The organism is Cryobacterium sp. CG_9.6 (assembly GCF_029893365.1).
Lineage (GTDB): Bacteria > Actinomycetota > Actinomycetes > Actinomycetales > Microbacteriaceae > Cryobacterium.
The window spans coordinates 686,862-704,636 of record NZ_JARXUZ010000001.1 but is presented as its reverse complement, the minus strand read 5'-3'; the positions used below and the strand labels follow the sequence as shown (position 1 = coordinate 704,636).

Genomic DNA, 17,775 nt, shown 5'->3' with positions numbered 1-17,775 from the left:
GAAGTGACACCATCGGCCCCATGGAGCAGCGCCATGGGGCACAAGATGTCAGGTCGCCAGCGCTAAGGGGCACAAGATGGCGTGTCACGCGCGAAGTGACACCATCGGCCCCATGGCGCAGCGCCACGGGGCAGAAGATGGCACGTCGCGCACGAGGCGACACCGTTCGCCCCCGCGACGGCACGTCACGGGGGCTACGAGGCCGGGGTCAGCGGGTGATGCGCTCAGCGATCAGTGGGCCGCCATCAAGCACGGGCTCGCCCACGTCTCCGATACGCCAGGCGCCCTCCACAGCCTCGAGTGCCCGAGCAAACCGCTCAGGCTCGTCGGCGCTGAGGGTGAAGAGCGGCTGGCCGCGCCGCACCGTGTCGCCAGGCTTCGCGTGCAGGTCAATTCCGGCGGCGTGCTGAACCGGGTCCTGTTTGCGCGCACGACCGGCACCGAGACGCCATGCACCGATACCAAACGGCAGCGCCTGCTGCTCCACGAGGATGCCGTCGCGATCCGCGAGCACGACGTGGGTTTCCCGCGCGACCGGCAGCGCGGCATCCGGGTCACCGCCCTGGGCACGAATCACGTCGCGCCACTTGTCCATGGCGCGGCCGTCGTGCAGTGCCGCCTCCACATCCACGTCGGTGATTCCCGCCTGATTCAGCATCTCGCGGGCGAGCGCCACCGTGAGTTCAACAACGTCGGCGGGGCCGCCGCCAGCGAGTACGTCCACCGATTCGCGCACCTCGTTGGCGTTGCCAATGGCGAAACCGAGCGGCACGTTCATGTTGGTGAGCAGAGCGGATGTTGCCACTCCCGCATCCTCGCCCAGCTCCACCATGGTGCGCGCGAGTTCACGTGAGCGCTCAATGTCCTTGAGGAACGCTCCGGAGCCAAACTTCACGTCGAGAACGAGAGCTTTTGTTCCCTCGGCGATTTTCTTGCTCATGATCGAGGAAGCAATGAGCGGGATTGCCTCGACGGTTCCGGTGATATCCCGCAGGGAATAGAGCTTCCCGTCGGCCGGCGCGAGGCCGCTCCCCGCCGCACAGACCACTCCGCCATGATCCTTCAGCTGGGTGAACATCTCCTCGTTGCTGAGGTTGGCGCGCCAGCCGGGAATGGACTCGAGCTTGTCAAGCGTGCCACCGGTGTGGCCGAGGCCGCGGCCGGAGAGCTGCGGTACCGCCGCGCCGAAGACGGCCACGAGCGGCATCAGGGGCAGGGTGATCTTGTCGCCCACACCTCCCGTGGAGTGCTTGTCGGTTGTGGGCTTGCCGAGGCCCTCGAAGCTCATCCGCTCCCCACTGTTGAGCATGGCCATGGTGAGCGCGCGAATCTCGTTGCGGCTCATGCCGTTGAGGAAAATGGCCATCGTCATGGCGGCCATCTGCTCATCTCCAACGTAGCCGCGAGTATAGGCGTCAATCAGCCAGTAGATCTGGGCGGTTGTCAGTTCGCCCTTGTCCCGCTTTGCATGAATCAAATCGACGGCGTCGAAAGCTTCGATGATGGTGCTCATGATGCTGCTCCTGAATGTGCTGCTGTGTCTGCAGCACCTGTCGATGTGCGGTACTCGGCGAGCTGCCGGGGCCCGAAGGCATCCGGCAGAACCTCGTCGATGGTGCGGATGCCGGATACGGTCTCAAGAAGCATGCCGGTTGCGGAATGTTCATACAGCAGCTGGCGGCAGCGTCCACACGGCATGAGTGAGTTGCCGTTGCCATCCACGCAGGTGAAGGCGACGAGCTGCCCGCCACCGGTCATGTGCAGGCTCGATACCAGCGCGCACTCGGCGCACAGGGTGAGGCCGTATGACGCATTCTCCACGTTGCATCCGCTGATCACTCGCCCGTCATCGACGAGTGCCGCGGCACCCACCGGAAACTTGGAGTAGGGCACGTAGGCGTGGCTCATGGCCTCGGTTGCCGCCTGGCGCAGCAGCGCCCAGTCGGGTGTTAGGGCACTCATGACTTGATGTACGGTTTGCCGGATGCCGCCGGTCCCCGCGATTTGCCGACCAAACCCGCCACGGCAAAAATCGTCACGAGGTACGGAAGCATGAGCATGAACTCACTCGGGACCGGTGAGCCGATGATGCTCAGCACGCTCTGCAGGTTGCTCGCGAAACCGAAGAGCAGCGCCGCGAGGGTGGCTCGAATCGGGTCCCACCGGCCGAAGATCACTGCGGCTAGAGCGATGAATCCGGCACCGGCCGTCATCTCCTTACCGAACGCACCCACCGAGCCGAGGGTGAAGTATGCACCGCCCAGACCCACGATGGCACCGGCCAGCGACACGTTGAGAAAACGGGTGCGAGCCACGTTGATGCCCACAGTGTCGGCAGCTTGCGGATGCTCCCCCACGGCCCGCAGACGCAGGCCCCACTTGGTGTGGAAAATGGCGAAGTACACCGCGATCACGGCGACATACATGAGGTAAACAATGAGGGTCTGGCGAAAGAGCACCGGGCCGATGATGGGAATCTCACTCAGGAACGGGATGTTGATGCGCTCGAACTTGGGCGGCTGGTTCAGCGTCGCCGAATTGGGGGCGAGCAGCTGCGTGTACAGGAAGCCGGTGAGCCCGCTCACGAGCACGTTGAGGACAACACCCACAATGACCTGGTCGACAAAGTACTTGATAGAGAACGCAGCGAGCACGAACGAGACCACCATTCCGGCGACCATGGCCGCGAGCAGACCCAGCAGGGGCTGGTTGGTGATGGAGGCCACGAGTGCGGACGTGAAGGCTCCCGCAAGCAGCTGACCCTCAATGGCAATGTTGACCACGCCGACACGCTCGGAGATGACACCACCGAGCGCACCAAAGATGAGCGGAACCGCGAGACTGATCGATCCGAACAACAGACCGGGCACCGGAATGGCACTCCCGGCCGAGGCCCACGCGAGGAAACCAATGAGCACGAGCACCGCGAAGATGCTGATGAGCCAGACGGGAACCTTGGTGCGCTTGTACACGAGCCACGTGCTGATCAGAGTGATGGCGAGCAGCAGCACGGTGATGATCACGCCGGTTGCGCGGGTGGGCAGCTCCACGTCGGGAAGCTGAATGAGGTCGGCTCCGGTGGACAGGCGCATCGTACTCACGCCATCGCGGCCAAATACCACCAGTAAAAGGAAGCTCAGCAGTGTGAAGATTCCGAGCGCGATGGGTGCTTTCCAGCTGCGGATCGCTCCGGCAGCCGCGCCCGATCGTGGTTCAAAGGGCTGGGTGGGGTGAATAACGGGTGCGATGGTGCTCATTTGGCCGTCACCTCCTGGGTAACGTTCAGGCGAAGCTTGCGCGAAGATGCGCCGGGCGTCGGGAGGTGGAAGATGGCCCGCACGAGCGGTGGGGCAGCGATGAAGAGAACGATGAGGGCCTGAACGACGACGATAATGTCAACGGGCACACCCTCGGCGGCCTGCATCGAGAAGCTACCGGCCTTGAACGCGCCGAACAGAATTCCAGCGGCGAACACACCCCACGGCTTGGAACGCCCGAGGAGCGCTACCGTAATGGCGTCGAAACCGATGCTGGAGTCCACGGTGGCGCCGAAGCCGCTCGTGGTCGTACCCAGCACCTGGTTGATTCCGGCGAGTCCCACCAGACCACCGGAAATGAGCATCGCGTACACATAAACGCGTTCCACCCGGATGCCGGCCACACGTGCCGCATTCGGGTTCTCTCCCACGGCGCGAAACTGAAAACCCAGGTTGGAGCGGGACAGGAGCCACCACGTGAAGATGGTGGCGGCAATCACGAGCAGGAACCCGAGGTGGAGGTTGTAGCTCGGCCCCAGTAGGTCAGGGAAGATGGCCGTGGGTTTGCTTGCCGGGCTCTGCGGGTTGTTCGACCCGGGGGTCTTGAGGAAACCGTCGCGCAGCAGATAGCTCACCAGGTAGAACGCCACGTAGTTGAGCATGATGGTGGTGATCACCTCGTGCGCACCGGTGCGAGCCTTCAGCAGACCCACGATTCCGGCCCACAGGGCGCCGCCGAGAATACCCGCTACGAGGGCCGCAATCAGGTGAATTCCATAGGGCAGGTCGAGCGCAAACGCAACCCAACCACCAAGCGCGGCAGCGATGAGCATCTGCCCGCGGCCACCAATGTTGAACATTCCCACGCGGAAACCGAGTGCGACACCGAGTCCGGCTGCAATGAGTGGTGTCGCGAAGGTGAGGGTTTCCGTGAGCGGCTTGATACCGGCGGCGAAAGTGTCGCGACGGAAGTTATAGATCGAGCCCTGGAAGAGGGCGGAGTACGCACCGGATACCGACTGCCAGATGGCGCCGAGCATGTCCCCGGGACGGCTGAAGAAATACCCGGCCGAGTCCTGCACTCCGGGGTTCGTGAATGCGATCATGACGGCACCCACGAGCAGCGCAAGCAGCACGGAGAGCACCGAGATGAGGGCGCTTCCCGTCGTGATCTCGCGAAAGACCGAGTGCCAGCGACCCGGCTGTTCGTCGCCGACTTTCTTCGGATCGGTGGGGGCGGCGGGCGTGACGGGTGGGGTCACGGGAATCTGACTGTCGCTCATGCGGCAGCTCCTTCGGTACTGTCTGTGGGCGTGCTGTCATCGGTTGGCGCAGCTACTGCGTCGGTGGGGACTTCGCCGGCCATCATAAGTCCGAGCACGCTGCGAGGCGTGTCACCGGGAACGATGCCCACGATGTGCCCGCTATACATCACCATGATGCGGTCAGCGAGGGCGGCGACCTCGTCGAGCTCGGTGGAAATAACGATCACCGGGGTACCGGCATCGCGGGTGGCCACAATGCGTTCGTGCACGAACTCGATGGAACCGACATCGAGCCCACGGGTAGGCTGAGCCGCCACGAAAAGGCGCAGCGGGCGGCTGAGTTCGCGCGCCAGAACCACCTTCTGCTGGTTGCCACCGGAGAGACGCCCGACCGGGGTGTCGATCCCCTGCGATCGCACGTCAAACTCTTTCACCTTCTCCTCGGCGAATGTCTTCAGGTAGTCACGCTGAACGTTGAAGCGCTTCACGAACGGTTCGGCGTTGGAGCGGTCCAGCATCAGGTTTTCCGCGATGGTGAACGCCCCGACGAGGCCGTCCTCATTGCGGTCTTCCGGCACAAAGCCCACTCCGGCATCGAGCACCTTGCGCACCGAGTGCCCGCGCAGCGACTCACCATCCAGGGTGATCTCCCCCGTGACGCGCGGCTGAAGTCCCATCAGGGCCTCGGTGAGTTCTGTCTGGCCGTTGCCCTGCACGCCCGCGATGGCGAGGATCTCTCCCTGAGCGACGGAGAAGCTGACACCATCGACAACAACCTGGCCACGCGGATCAATCACCGTGAGGTTGGTGACCACGAGTGCCGGCTGTCCGGGTGTTGCCGGGGCCTTGTCCACGGTGAGGTCCACGGCGCGGCCCACCATCAGCGTGGCGAGTTCTTCGTTGCTCGCAGTGGGTGATGCTTCGCCCACAACCTTGCCCAAGCGGATGACGGTGATGCGGTCGGCAACCTCGCGCACTTCCCGCAGTTTGTGCGTAATAAACACAATGGAGGTTCCGGCGGCTTTGAGCTGGCGCATGATCACCATGAGCTCATCGGTTTCCTGCGGGGTGAGCACGGCGGTGGGCTCATCAAAGACGAGCACCTTCGCGTCGCGCGAGAGCGCCTTGATGATTTCCACCCGCTGCTGCACGCCCACGGGGAGGTCTTCCACGAGGGCATCCGGGTCGATGTCGAACCCGAAACGATCGGAGATCTCACGAACGCGCGCACGCGCCGCCGGAAGGTCGAGGCGCCCACCAGACTTCGTCTGCTCGTTACCGAGCATCACGTTCTCCGCCACGGTGAACACCGGAATGAGCATGAAGTGTTGGTGAACCATGCCGATACCGGCATTCATCGCGTCTCCGGGACCTGCGAAGTGAACAACGGTGTCGTCGAGAAGAATCTCGCCCTCCTCCGCCCGGTACAGGCCGTAGAGCACGTTCATGAGCGTGGACTTACCGGCGCCGTTTTCACCAAGGAGCGCGTGAATCTCCCCAGGCTCAATGACAAGATTAATGGTGTCGTTGGCGATCAGCGCACCGAAACGTTTGGTGATGCCACGAAGTTCGAGCTTCATATTTCCCAATTCTATTGAGCGGCCCGCGAGAACCGGTCAGGTGGAGCGAACAAAAATCGGGGAGGCCAGCTCAGCTGACCTCCCCGGTTTCGCATCAATGCGGTCGTGCATATGCTGCGGCCATGCGGCGACGCTACTTCGGGGTTGCGTCCGAGGTCACAACAATGTCGCCGGCAATGATCGATGCCTGCAGGGCCTCAATCTCGGTGACGAGCGCCGGGTCCACCTTGGACTCGAAGTCGTGCAGCGGTGCCAGCAGGACACCCTCGTTCTCGAGCGTGCCCACGTAGGCCTCGGAGGAGAAGGTTCCGCCGGCGGCGTCGACGATGATCTGCTTGGTGGCTTCTGCCATCTGCTTCATCACCGAGGTGAGGTAGAGCGAGCCGAACTCGGGGGTGGTCTCGAAGAGGTCGCTGTCAACGCCCACGATGGAGACGTCCTTGCCGGACTCCGTGATGGCCTGTGCGGTGCCCTGGAAGAGCGGTCCGGCAACGGGAAGAATGATGTCGGCGCCCTGGTCGATCAGGCTCTGGCTGATGGTCTTGCCAGCGCTGATGTCGTCGAAGCTTCCGGCGAAGGTTCCGGTCTGCGCGGCCTTGTCCCAGCCGAGGAGCTGAACAGAGGTGCCGTTCTGCTCGTTGTAGTACGCGATGCCATCGGCAAAGCCGTCCATGAAGATGGTGACGGACGGGAACTGCAGTCCGCCGTAGGTTCCCACGGTGCCGGTCTTGGTGGTGCCCGCGGCGAGGTAGCCCGCGAGGTAGGCAGCCTGGGCCGTGTCGTACAGCACCGGCTTGACGTTGTCGAGGGTCAGCGGGCTGAAGTCATCGTTGGACAGCGCGGAGTCAATGATCGCGAACTGAACGTCGGGGTTCGCCTGAGCGGCATCGCGTGTTGCGTTGGCGAGTGCGAAGCCCACGGTGAGGATGAAGTTGCAGCCCTGGTCAACCATGCTGCTCACGTTGCCGGAGTACTGGTCGGCCGTGGTGGACTCGGCCTGGTTGAACTCGACACCGAGTTCCTCCGAAGCGGCCGTGATGCCCTCAAAGCTGGACTGGTTGAAGGACTTATCGTTGAATCCACCGAAGTCGGAGACGATGCACGGAACGAAGTCTGACGCCGCAGCGCCTGAGCCCGAATCGGTCTCGGTGGGGGCTGGCGCACAGGCGGCCAGCAGGGCGATAACGCCGAACATGGCAAGTCCGCCGAGGGCGGCCTTGCGGGTCGTGATTGTCAAAATGACCTCCAGGGTGCTGCCCTGCGGGGTTCGCTCGGGCCGTGGAGACCTACGTTACAGAATGTTTCGTCGCTCAGATGAGCAAAGTGGCGCGCAGACCGAATGGTTATGAATCCGCGACGTTCAGGGTGTCTTTTTGCTCATCTGAGCACCGCAACGACCGTTCTAGAGCACATCGCTGCTCCCAGAGAGCTTGAGCGCGTCGACGACAGCCTTCACCTTCTGGGCATTTGCGCTCGTGGTCACGAGCAGGGCGTCGGGGGTATCGATCACCACGATGTCTTCCACACCGATGAGAGCGATCATGCGACCGGTGTGACTGACCACGATTCCACTACTCGAATCGGCGAGCACACGGGCTCCCTCGCCGAGAATCGCCAGGTTCGCTTTGCGCCCTCCGGAATGCAGTTTGGCAATGGATGCGAAATCGCCCACGTCATCCCATCCGAACTGTCCGGGAATCACGACGAGCTTGCCTGCTGCCGCCGCCGGCTCGGCAACGGAGTAGTCAATCGCGATCTTTTTCAGGCTTGGCCAGACACGATCAACGACCGCACCGCGCTGCGGAGTATCCCAGGCCTCGGCGAGCTCGCGCAGCCCAGCGAGCAGCGCGGGTTCGCTCGCCCCGATTTCTTCAAGCAGGCGGTCGGCGCGAGCGATGAACATACCCGCGTTCCATAAATAAGTGCCCTCGGCAAGGTAGCGCTCGGCCACCTCGGGATCAGGCTTCTCCACGAAGGAGTCCACCGACAGTGCGTTCTCAGCTCCCGGGATCTCCAGAGCGCCATCGCTCTTGATATAGCCAAACCCGATGGATGGCTCGGTGGGACGAATCCCGATGGTGACGATGTAGCCGGCATCGGCTGCAGCCACCGCTTCCGTGACCGCGGAGCGAAAGAGCGATTCTCCGGTAATGACGTGGTCGGCGGGGAACGAGCCGATGATCACACCCGGTTCGCGGTGCTCCAGAATCGCAGCGGCGAGGCCGATAGCCGCCGTGGAGTCGCGTGGCTCACTCTCGAGCACAACGTTCGGGTCGCGCAGTTCGGGCAGCTGCCGTTCCACGGCAGCACGATGCGCGCGCCCAGTGACCACCATGATGCGCTGGTTTCCGGCGAGAGGAGCCAACCGATCCCAGGTATCCCGCAGGAGCGTCTGACCGGACCCGGTGAGGTCGTGCAGAAATTTAGGCGCGTCGGCCCGTGACAGCGGCCAGAGACGCGACCCGATCCCACCGGCCGGAATCACGCTGTAGAAACGGTCGAGGGCATCCGGGAGCTGAGGCATGGGGCCAGACTACCGCCCGGCCCGTGCGCGTCGGCACCCGTTCACCCGGCATTCACCTCGCATCCACGCGAGGTCGACCCCCAGGCTTTAGCGTCGAAACATGCGGGTAGCCCTCATCACTGAAAGTTTCCTTCCCACCATCAGCGGAGTCACGACCAGCGTCTGCAAGGTCTTGGCACACCTGGCACGCACCGGTCACGACGCAATCCTTATTGCCCCAGCCGGTGCGCCGTCGGAGTACGCGGGGTTTCCGGTCTACACCGTGCCCGCCATCGCCTACCGGCAGTTCCCGGTGGGGCTTCCGAGCCCGCAGGTGCAACGCTTGCTGGCTCACTTTCGTCCCGATGTGGTGCACGCGGCGAGTCCCTTCCTTCTGGGTGCTCAGGGTATTGCGGCCGCAAACCGGCTGGACATTCCCGCTGTCGCCATTTTTCAAACAGATGTCGCCGGTTACGCCGCACGTAATCGGCTCGGGCAGGCCACTGCTCTCGCCTGGCGCTACGTGAAGTGGGTGCACGAGGGAGCCGCCCGCACCCTGGTTCCGTCCAGCTCCTCGATGACCGACCTGAGCCGTCTGCACGTTCCACACCTCGCCCTTTGGCGACGCGGGGTGGATCTGGTGGGCTTTCACCCCAATCTCAAGAACTCGGCCGCGGTCACCGATCTCCGGAAAAGAATTGCCCCCAATAATGAGGTCATTGTGGGGTACGTGGGACGCATGGCACCCGAAAAGCAAGTGGAGCGCTTGCGTGCTCTACGAGGATTGGGGGGCATCAGTGTGGCTCTCGTGGGGGACGGCCCGTCGGAGCCACAGATCGCCCGTGCACTCGCCGGAATGCCGGTCACGTGGCTCGGCCGACTGCACGGAGCCGAGCTCGCCCAGGCCTATGCCAGCTTTGACATATTTGTGCACGCCGGAACGGAAGAGACCTTCGGGCAGACCTTGCAGGAGGCGAATGCAGCCGGAATCCCCGTCATTGCGCCCGACGCCGGCGGACCCCTCGATCTTGTTACTCATGGCGAGAACGGGTACCTCTTTATTGCCGACGATGAGCGCGACCTGCGCCGGCAGGTGCAGCGGTTGGTGCGGGACCCGGCGCTGCGCAACCGAATGGGCGAGGCCGGACGACGAACGGTTCTCGGGCGGTCCTGGACAACAGTCTGTGACGAGCTTCTCGGTCACTACGAGGGGGTCCTTGACGAACGCGCGGCCGTTCGCGCGCTGACCTGCATACCTCTCTCCTTACAGCGCTGATCCTGCGGCGGGTTTTGGGGCCGTTCACACGTGGCTAGAATGATGTTCAAGGTCATCAAGCGCGAACGGTCTCGCTTGAGGCACATCACTATTCAGCCAGGGAGGGTTGTTCATGCCAAATCCGTCGGCAGGAACCCTGACATCTCAGCAGAAGACGACATCACGTCGCCCGGCAGGCACTTTGTACCGGGGCAACGCAGGAATGTGGTCATGGGTCTTACACCGCGTTACCGGTGTGGCGATCTTCTTCTTCTTGCTGGTCCACATTCTCGACACGGCATTGATCCGGTTAAGCCCGGAAGCCTACAACGCGGTGATTTCGCAGTATCAGACGCCCATCATGGGGCTCGGTGAGATAGCCCTCGTGGGCGCCATCGTATTCCACGCCTTCAATGGTCTGCGCATCATCCTCATCGACTTCTGGAACGCCAAGTACCAGAAGGTCATGTTCTACGTGGTGATCGGCCTCTGGGTGATCACGATGCTCGGTTTCGCTCCGCGTCACCTCATCAACGTGTTCAGCGAACACTAGGGGAAACGACTATGACTACTACCATCGATGCCCCCCGAAGCCCGTACACGCGCAGCACAAAAAAGAGTGGCGTAAACCTCGAAAAATGGGGTTGGATCTACATGCGCGTCTCCGGCGTGCTCTTGGTCGTGCTGATTTTTGGCCACCTTTTTGTCAACCTGATGATTGGCGAGGGCGTCAATGCCCTGAACTTCGCGTTCGTTGCCGGCAAGCTGGCAAACCCGTTCTGGCAGGTCTGGGACGTCACCATGCTGTGGCTGGCCCTCATCCACGGTGGTAACGGTATGCGCACGCTGGTCAATGACTACGCGACGAGCAACGTCAGCCGCGGAATTCTCAAGTACGCCATCCTCGCCGCCGTGGTCATCCTGATCGTGCTAGGCACGCTCGTGGTCTTCACGTTCGATCCCTGCCCGGCCGGCTCGCCTGCCGACCTCCTGCCTTCTTTCTGCTCGGCCCTCTAGGAGCTGCAACCTAAAAAATGACATCGCCCGCATCTTCCTCCGCGCCCACAGTGTCCACCGTCGTTGATGGCGTTCACTACCACCAGTTCGATATCGTCATCGTGGGAGCAGGTGGTGCCGGCATGCGTGCCGCCATCGAGGCCGGCCCCCACGCCAACACCGCCGTCATCTCCAAGCTCTACCCCACTCGCTCCCACACCGGAGCGGCGCAGGGCGGTATGGCTGCTGCCCTCGCCAACGTGGAGGAAGACAACTGGGAGTGGCACACCTTTGACACGATCAAGGGTGGCGACTACCTGGTAGATCAGGACGCCGCCGAGATTCTGGCTAAGGAAGCCATTGACGCGGTGATGGACCTCGAAAACATGGGTCTCCCCTTCAACCGCACCCCCGAAGGCAAGATTGACCAGCGTCGCTTCGGTGGCCATACTCGCGACCACGGCAAGAGCCCCGTGCGCCGCGCCTGCTACGCCGCCGACCGCACCGGTCACATGATTCTGCAGACGCTGTATCAGAACTGCGTCAAGCGTGGCATCAACTTCTTCAACGAGTACTACGTGCTCGACCTGGTCATGACCGAGGTCGATGGCGTCGAACAGCCCTCTGCTGTTGTAGCCATGGACCTGTCCAGCGGCGAGCTGCACGTGTTCCAGGGCAAGGCATTCATCTTCGCCACCGGTGGATTCGGCAAGATTTACAAAACCACCTCCAACGCTCACACCCTCACCGGTGACGGCGTCGGCATTGTCTGGCGCAAGGGCCTGCCCCTCGAAGACATGGAGTTCTTCCAGTTCCACCCGACCGGCCTGGCCGGCCTCGGCATCCTGCTCACCGAGGGAGCACGTGGTGAGGGAGCAATCCTTCGTAACGCCTCGGGAGAGCGTTTCATGGAACGCTACGCCCCCACCATCAAGGACCTCGCTCCGCGTGACATCATCTCGCGCTGCATGCTCAAGGAGGTTGCGGAGGGTCGCGGTGCCGGTCCGGAGAAGGACTATCTCTACCTCGACTGCACGCACCTCGGTAAGGAGCTGCTCGAAACCAAGCTCCCCGACATCACCGAGTTTGCCCGCACGTACCTCGGCGTCGACCCGGTCACCGACCCGGTGCCCGTCATGCCCACCGCCCACTACGCCATGGGTGGCATCCCCACCAACGTGAAGGCCGAAGTCTGGCGCAACGGCGAAACCGTCGTTCCCGGGCTCTACGCCGCTGGCGAGTGCGCCTGCGTGTCGGTACACGGGTCCAACCGTCTCGGTACCAACTCTCTGCTCGACATCAACGTATTCGGCAAGCGCGCCGGAAACAACGCCGTCGAGTACGTGAAGACCGCGGAGTTCACGCCGCTGCCCGCCGACCCGGCCAAGTATGTGCGCGACATGGTGGAGGGCATCCGCTCGTCAACCGGCACCGAGCGCATCTCCGTTCTGCGCAAGATTCTGCAGGAGGAGATGGACAAGAAGGCTCAGGTGTTCCGTACCGAGGAGTCCCTCACCGAGGTCACCGAGACCATCCACATGCTGCGCGAGCGTTACAAGAACATTGGCGTGCAGGACAAGGGTCGTCGCTTCAACACCGACCTGCTCGAAGCCGTAGAACTGGGCTTCCTGCTGGACCTCGCCGAGGTTGTCGTGTACTCGGCTCGTAACCGCAAGGAAAGCCGTGGCGGACACCAGCGCGACGACTTCCCCACCCGTGACGATGTCAACTACCTGAAGCACACCATGGCGTACCTCACAGGCGACCCGCAGTCAGCGGATGCCGGTGACCACATTGCACTTGGCTGGAAACCTGTTGTTATCACCCGTTACCAGCCGATGGAGAGGAAGTACTAATGAGCATGTCAACCCTGGACAGGCCTACCGTCCCCGAGGCGATGCAGTCCTTCACCGTGACCTTCAACATTCGTCGGTTCAACCCCGAGGTCGATGAAGAGCCGCACTGGGAAGACTTCGACGTTGAGATGTACCCGTCCGACCGGGTGCTCGACGGACTACACAAGATCAAATGGGAGCTGGACGGTTCACTGAGCTTCCGCCGCAGCTGTGCCCACGGTATTTGCGGCTCCGATGCTATGCGCATCAACGGTCGCAACCGGCTCGCCTGCAAGACCCTGATCAAGGACCTCGACATCACCAAGCCGGTGTACATCGAGGCCATCAAGGGCCTTCCGCTCGAGAAGGACCTCATCGTGGACATGGAGCCGTTCTTCGACTCGTTCAAGGCGGTGCAGCCCTTCCTCGTGTCGCTGAGTGCGCCCAAGGATGGCAAGGAACGCATTCAGACCGTCGCTCAGCGTGCGCGCTTTGACGACACGACAAAATGTATTCTCTGCGCGGCATGCACGTCGAGCTGCCCGGTGTTCTGGACGGATGGTCAGTACTTCGGCCCCGCCGCCATCGTGAACGCCCACCGCTTCATCTTCGACTCGCGCGACGACAACGCCGCTGTGCGCCTCGATATCCTCAACGACCAGGAGGGCGTGTGGCGTTGCCGCACGACCTTCAACTGCACCGAAGCATGCCCCCGTGGCATTCAGGTGACTCAGGCCATCGCTGAGGTCAAGCAGGCAATTCTGCGCGGTTCGGTTTAGCACGTAACGCCCTCTGGCCGTTCCGCACACTCGTGCGGGGCGGCCTGTGGTGTATCTGGGCCCCAGCACGGCGTCGGCGGCGCGACCTGAGCCCCGAGCCAGAGGAGCCGATGAGGCCGATTCGGGTCAGCATCATCGGCTCCTGAGAGTCGGGCGGGCCCGCTCCGGCCCGCCGATACTGAAGCGTGACAGACCAGCGCTGCGCTCGCAAGACTGGACGACGAGTTGGCCCCGAGTGGGGACCACGCCGTGTGCGTCGCAGACGGCGGATGATCTGGATATGCTGGGCGGGTGAAACCGCTCATCACCAGAGTCACTGCCCTGCGGCCCGTTCGGGTGTTTACACACTTCACCGACCGAAGCGGCCCGATCATGGCCGGCGGCATGACCTACCAGGCAATTTTCGCCGTATTTGCGGCGGTCTGGGTCGGGTTCTCCCTTGCTGGGCTGTTTCTCACGAACACCCCCGAGCTCACGGCGCAGTTGTACGCCACGATCAATCAGTCCGTACCGGGGCTGATCGGGACGGACGGGGTGATCAACCCGGATTCACTGTCCCCCTCCGGCACCCTGAAATGGACGGGTGCTATCGCCCTCGCCGGGTTGCTCCTCACTGCCCTCGGCTGGCTATCCACCACGTCCCGTGCTGTGCGCCGCATCTTTGGAATGCCTCCGCAAACCACTTTTTTCCTCCTGCTCAAGCTGCGCGAGCTCGGGCTCGGGCTCGCCTTTGGCCTCGCGCTCGTGCTGTCGGCCGTGGTATCCCTCGCCAGCACAAGCGCCCTCGACAGCGTGTTCGGTCTGTTCGGCATCAGTCAGGAGTCGATCTGGTATCAGGCCAGCGCCCGCGTCAGTGGAATTCTGCTCGTTCTCGCGATCGACAGCCTCACCCTGGCCGGCCTGTTCCGGGTGCTCTCCCATGTGCGCATCCCGCCGCGGCGCCTCGTGATCGGCTCGATCCTCGGCGGCGTCGCGCTCGGCGTGATCAAAATCCTCGGCGGGGCGCTTCTCGGCGGAGCGACCAAGAACCCGCTACTGGCTACATTTGCCGTGATCATCGGACTGCTCATCTGGTTCAACCTCGTGAGTACCGTCATACTCCTCGCCGCCTCCTGGATTGCGGTGGGCATGATAGATGCCGGAATCCCGCCCCAGTCCCTCAGCGCCGACCAGAAAGCCGCCATCAGGTCCGCGGCAGAGGAACAGAAACAGCGTGACAACGCAGAGCGCGAACTTGTCCTCGCCCGCGAGGCCTGGGCCCGGCATCCGTGGTGGGCGCGCCTGGGCGCCACGCGCCGGGTGCGAGCGGCCCGCAAAGCCGTGACGAACCTGCCGCCGCACGCCCCTCGGTAGAATTGGCCTATGTCTTCTGCCACGCCCCTCCGTATTGCCAGCATCAACACCAACGGAGTGCGTGCCGCGTACCGCAAGGGCATGGGCGACTGGCTCGCGGCACGTGACGTGGATATTCTGGCCATCCAGGAGGTGCGGGCATCCATCGACGACCTCACGGGCCTGCTCGGCCCCGAGTGGAACATTCTGCACGATGCCGCCACGGCCAAAGGGCGCGCCGGCGTTGCCCTGGCCAGCCGCACGGCGGCCACAATTCACCGAGTTGAGCTGGGTGCGTCCGACTTTGATAGCGCCGGCCGCTGGCTCGAGGCCGACTATGAGGTTAACGGTCGCCTCATCACCGTGGTGAGCACCTACGTGCACTCGGGAGAAACGGACACTCCGAAGCAGGTGGAGAAGTACAAATTCCTCGACGCCATGCTCAAGAGGATGCCCGAACTCACCGCTCACAGTGACCTCGCCGTCGTTCTCGGCGACCTGAACGTGGGCCACCGCACTCTCGACATCAAAAACTGGCGCGGAAACAAGAAGCACGCCGGTTTTCTGCCGGAGGAGCGCGAGTACTTCGACCGCATCCTGGGTTCCGAGGGCACCGCGGACTACAACGAGGGCGCCGGACTGGGCTGGGTAGACGTGGGACGCAAGTGGGCCGGTGAGGTTGAGGGGCCCTACACGTGGTGGTCCCAGCGCGGACAGGCCTTCGACACCGACACCGGATGGCGTCTGGACTATCACCTCGCGAGCCCCGCGCTGGCGGCATCCGTCACAAATTACGCCGTCGATCGGGCAGCCGCCTACGACCAGCGCTGGTCCGACCACTCCGCCGTGGTTGTCGACTACTTCATTTGAGCATCCGCTTTCCTCTGACTATTCTGCTTCTGGAGATTTGAACCATGACCAAAACTCGCCTGTACTCGGGCATGCAGCCCTCGGCCGAATCACTGCAGATCGGCAACTACATCGGCGCCCTCCTGCCGTGGAAGTCGCTGCAGCAAACCCACGATGCCTTTTTCTCCATCGTGGATCTGCACGCCATCACGGTGGCTCAGGACCCGACGGCCCTGCGTGAAAACACGCGTCGAACGGCGGCCCAATACATCGCTGCGGGCATCGATCCCGCCGCCTCGACGCTGTACGTGCAGTCGCATGTGGCCGCGCACGCCCAACTGGCCTGGGTGCTGAATACCATCACCGGTTATGGCGAGGCCAGTCGCATGACGCAGTTCAAGGACAAGTCAGCCCGGCACGGTGCCGATGCCACCACGGTGGGTCTGTTTGCCTACCCCACGCTGATGGCCGCCGACATTCTGCTCTACCAGACGTCCCTGGTTCCCGTGGGTGAGGACCAGCGCCAGCATGTGGAGTTGACGCGGGACCTCGCCGCGCGCTTCAACGCCCGGTTCGGGGACACCTTTACCATTCCGGAGGTCGCCATCCAGAAGGAGACGGCCAAGATCTATGACCTGCAAAACCCGCTGTCGAAGATGTCGAAGTCGGCGGAGTCTCACGCTGGCGTGATCTGGTTGTTGGAGGATTCCGCAGTGACCCGCAAAAAGATCATGCGCGCGGTCACCGACACTGACGGCGGCGTGGTTTTCGACCGCGAGAACAAGCCCGGTGTGGCCAATCTCCTCACGATTTACTCGGTGCTCGCCGAGCGGTCTGTTCAGTCCCTCGAAGACGAATACGCCGGGCGCGGGTACGGCGATCTCAAGAAGGGACTCGCCGAGGTGGTCACGTCCACGTTCGATCCGATTCGGGCGCGCGTGCAGGAGCTGCTTGACGACCCGGCTGAGCTCGACCGGCTGCTCGCCGTGAACGCGGCGCATGCCGCCGAGGTTGCCAACGAGACGCTGGCCACCGTCTATGACCGTGTCGGCTTTTTGCAGCCCCGATGATTATGCTCGCGTCGGCATCCGCTCTTTATGTTTCTGTTTATGAGGACGTATGACTACGATTCGACTCGTTTTATTCGACCTCGACGACACCCTCTTTGCTCATCTCGAGGCGGTGGAGGATGGAATTGTGCGGCATCTCGCCGTCGTGGGTGGAGCCTTTACCGCGGCGGATCCGGTGGGGGCGCAGACGCTGTGGCGAAGCCTGGAGGAGCAGCACTATCATTCCTATCTGGCCGGGTCGCTCGACTTTCACGGGCAGCGCCGGGAACGGGCGCGCGACTTCGCCGCGGCCTATGGCGTGACGCTCTCTGCCTCGGAGGCGAGCGCATGGTTCGAGGGTTACTTTCTGCATTACCGCGAGAGCTGGCGGCTGCACGCCGATTCTCTTCCCTGCTTGGACGAGCTTGCAGCCCGCATCCCCGGTGTGCGCGTTGGGCTGATCACGAACGGGGATCTGACGTTCCAGAGCGCGAAGGTGCGCGGCATTGGCCTCAGCAACCGGGTGGAACAGGTCGTTGCGTCCGGGGAACTTGGTTACGCGAAGCCGGACCCGCGCATCTTCCAGCACGCGTGCTCACTGTTCGGAGTCAGCCCGGACGCCACCGTGTATGTGGGAGACCGCATCCACACGGACGCGATCGGGGCTGCGGAAGCCGGACTCACTGCGGTCTGGCTCGACCGGCGCGGGGCATCCGTGTCCGAGAGTGACGCCGCGGACGCCGCACGCCTGGGCGTCATCCGCTTGGAGGGCCTCGCGCCCCTCGCCGCGACGCTGGCCCCGTAGCCTGCGGCCCGGCCTCTTGGAGCAGGCCCCCGTTGCTGCTTCAGGAGAAACGCCGGCGGCGCCCGCCACTGCCGCACTACTCCGCGGGCTAGCTGGCCCGCCCAGCCCGGATCTCCTGAAGTAGCGACACCCGGCTCACCCGACCACCCACCCACGGCCGCACACCATCCAGGTCAGGCAGCGAACCCTTGCACGGCGGCCCGGTTGCTAATTCAGGAGAAACACCGGCGGCGCCCGCCACTGCCGCACTACTCCGTGGGCTACTTGGCC

At 63.2% G+C, this 17,775-nt stretch carries 16 protein-coding genes; 9 read left to right on the top strand and 7 right to left on the bottom strand.

The window, feature by feature from the left end; all coding sequences use genetic code 11:
* Positions 1-208: 208 nt before the first annotated feature.
* The 7 genes from H4V99_RS03275 to H4V99_RS03245 all read right to left on the bottom strand — a co-directional run bounded on the left by H4V99_RS03275 (position 209) and on the right by H4V99_RS03245 (position 8,626).
* On the bottom strand, positions 209-1,513 hold the full coding sequence (locus H4V99_RS03275; RefSeq protein WP_280675491.1) for a thymidine phosphorylase: 1,305 nt from the start codon (positions 1,511-1,513) through the stop codon (positions 209-211).
* Positions 1,510-1,962, bottom strand: coding sequence for a cytidine deaminase (locus H4V99_RS03270; protein ID WP_280675489.1), 453 nt, complete (start codon positions 1,960-1,962; stop codon positions 1,510-1,512). The genes H4V99_RS03275 and H4V99_RS03270 overlap by 4 nt, the downstream gene beginning before the upstream one ends.
* The gene (locus tag H4V99_RS03265) at positions 1,959-3,257 is read right to left on the bottom strand and encodes an ABC transporter permease (RefSeq protein ID WP_280675487.1); all 1,299 of its coding nucleotides are present in this window, start codon (positions 3,255-3,257) and stop codon (positions 1,959-1,961) included. Before H4V99_RS03265 ends, H4V99_RS03270 begins: the two co-directional genes overlap by 4 nt.
* Positions 3,254-4,540, bottom strand: coding sequence for an ABC transporter permease (locus H4V99_RS03260; protein ID WP_280675485.1), 1,287 nt, complete (start codon positions 4,538-4,540; stop codon positions 3,254-3,256). The genes H4V99_RS03265 and H4V99_RS03260 overlap by 4 nt, the downstream gene beginning before the upstream one ends.
* On the bottom strand, positions 4,537-6,102 hold the full coding sequence (locus H4V99_RS03255) for an ABC transporter ATP-binding protein (protein WP_280675483.1): 1,566 nt from the start codon (positions 6,100-6,102) through the stop codon (positions 4,537-4,539). The genes H4V99_RS03260 and H4V99_RS03255 overlap by 4 nt, the downstream gene beginning before the upstream one ends.
* Before the next feature lie 133 nt (positions 6,103-6,235).
* A complete protein-coding gene (locus H4V99_RS03250; RefSeq protein ID WP_280675481.1) occupies positions 6,236-7,339 on the bottom strand; it encodes a BMP family ABC transporter substrate-binding protein in 1,104 nt (367 codons plus the stop codon).
* Between the two features lie 165 nt (positions 7,340-7,504).
* Positions 7,505-8,626 carry a mannose-1-phosphate guanylyltransferase gene (locus tag H4V99_RS03245; protein WP_280675479.1) on the bottom strand — a complete coding sequence of 374 codons (1,122 nt, stop codon included), beginning with the start codon at positions 8,624-8,626 and terminating at the stop codon, positions 7,505-7,507.
* Positions 8,627-8,726: 100 nt separating this feature from the next.
* Between H4V99_RS03245 and H4V99_RS03240 the strand changes: the two genes are divergently transcribed.
* The 9 genes from H4V99_RS03240 to H4V99_RS03200 all read left to right on the top strand — a co-directional run bounded on the left by H4V99_RS03240 (position 8,727) and on the right by H4V99_RS03200 (position 17,505).
* Positions 8,727-9,881 carry a glycosyltransferase family 1 protein gene (locus H4V99_RS03240; RefSeq protein WP_280675477.1) on the top strand — a complete coding sequence of 385 codons (1,155 nt, stop codon included), beginning with the start codon at positions 8,727-8,729 and terminating at the stop codon, positions 9,879-9,881.
* 112 nt (positions 9,882-9,993) lie between these two features.
* Positions 9,994-10,413, top strand: a complete 420-nt coding sequence (gene sdhC / locus H4V99_RS03235) for a succinate dehydrogenase, cytochrome b556 subunit (protein WP_280675475.1) — start codon at positions 9,994-9,996, stop codon at positions 10,411-10,413.
* 11 nt (positions 10,414-10,424) lie between these two features.
* Positions 10,425-10,877: a succinate dehydrogenase hydrophobic membrane anchor subunit gene (locus H4V99_RS03230; protein ID WP_280675472.1), complete on the top strand. Its 453-nt coding sequence runs from the start codon at positions 10,425-10,427 to the stop codon at positions 10,875-10,877.
* A gap of 17 nt (positions 10,878-10,894) precedes the next feature.
* Positions 10,895-12,712 (top strand): succinate dehydrogenase flavoprotein subunit, encoded by a 1,818-nt coding sequence (gene sdhA, locus H4V99_RS03225; protein WP_280675470.1) that lies wholly within the window; start codon positions 10,895-10,897, stop codon positions 12,710-12,712.
* Entirely contained in the window at positions 12,712-13,470 is a 759-nt protein-coding gene (locus H4V99_RS03220; RefSeq protein ID WP_280675468.1) for a succinate dehydrogenase iron-sulfur subunit, read from the top strand. Before sdhA ends, H4V99_RS03220 begins: the two co-directional genes overlap by 1 nt.
* 291 nt (positions 13,471-13,761) lie before the next feature.
* Positions 13,762-14,823, top strand: coding sequence for a YihY/virulence factor BrkB family protein (locus H4V99_RS03215; RefSeq protein WP_280675466.1), 1,062 nt, complete (start codon positions 13,762-13,764; stop codon positions 14,821-14,823).
* 9 nt (positions 14,824-14,832) lie between these two features.
* Positions 14,833-15,672: an exodeoxyribonuclease III gene (locus tag H4V99_RS03210; RefSeq protein ID WP_280675464.1), complete on the top strand. Its 840-nt coding sequence runs from the start codon at positions 14,833-14,835 to the stop codon at positions 15,670-15,672.
* A 44-nt stretch (positions 15,673-15,716) separates the two neighbouring features.
* A complete protein-coding gene (gene trpS, locus H4V99_RS03205; RefSeq protein WP_280675462.1) occupies positions 15,717-16,721 on the top strand; it encodes a tryptophan--tRNA ligase in 1,005 nt (334 codons plus the stop codon).
* Between the two features lie 49 nt (positions 16,722-16,770).
* On the top strand, positions 16,771-17,505 hold the full coding sequence (locus H4V99_RS03200; protein WP_280675460.1) for an HAD family hydrolase: 735 nt from the start codon (positions 16,771-16,773) through the stop codon (positions 17,503-17,505).
* Positions 17,506-17,775: the final 270 nt, after the last annotated feature.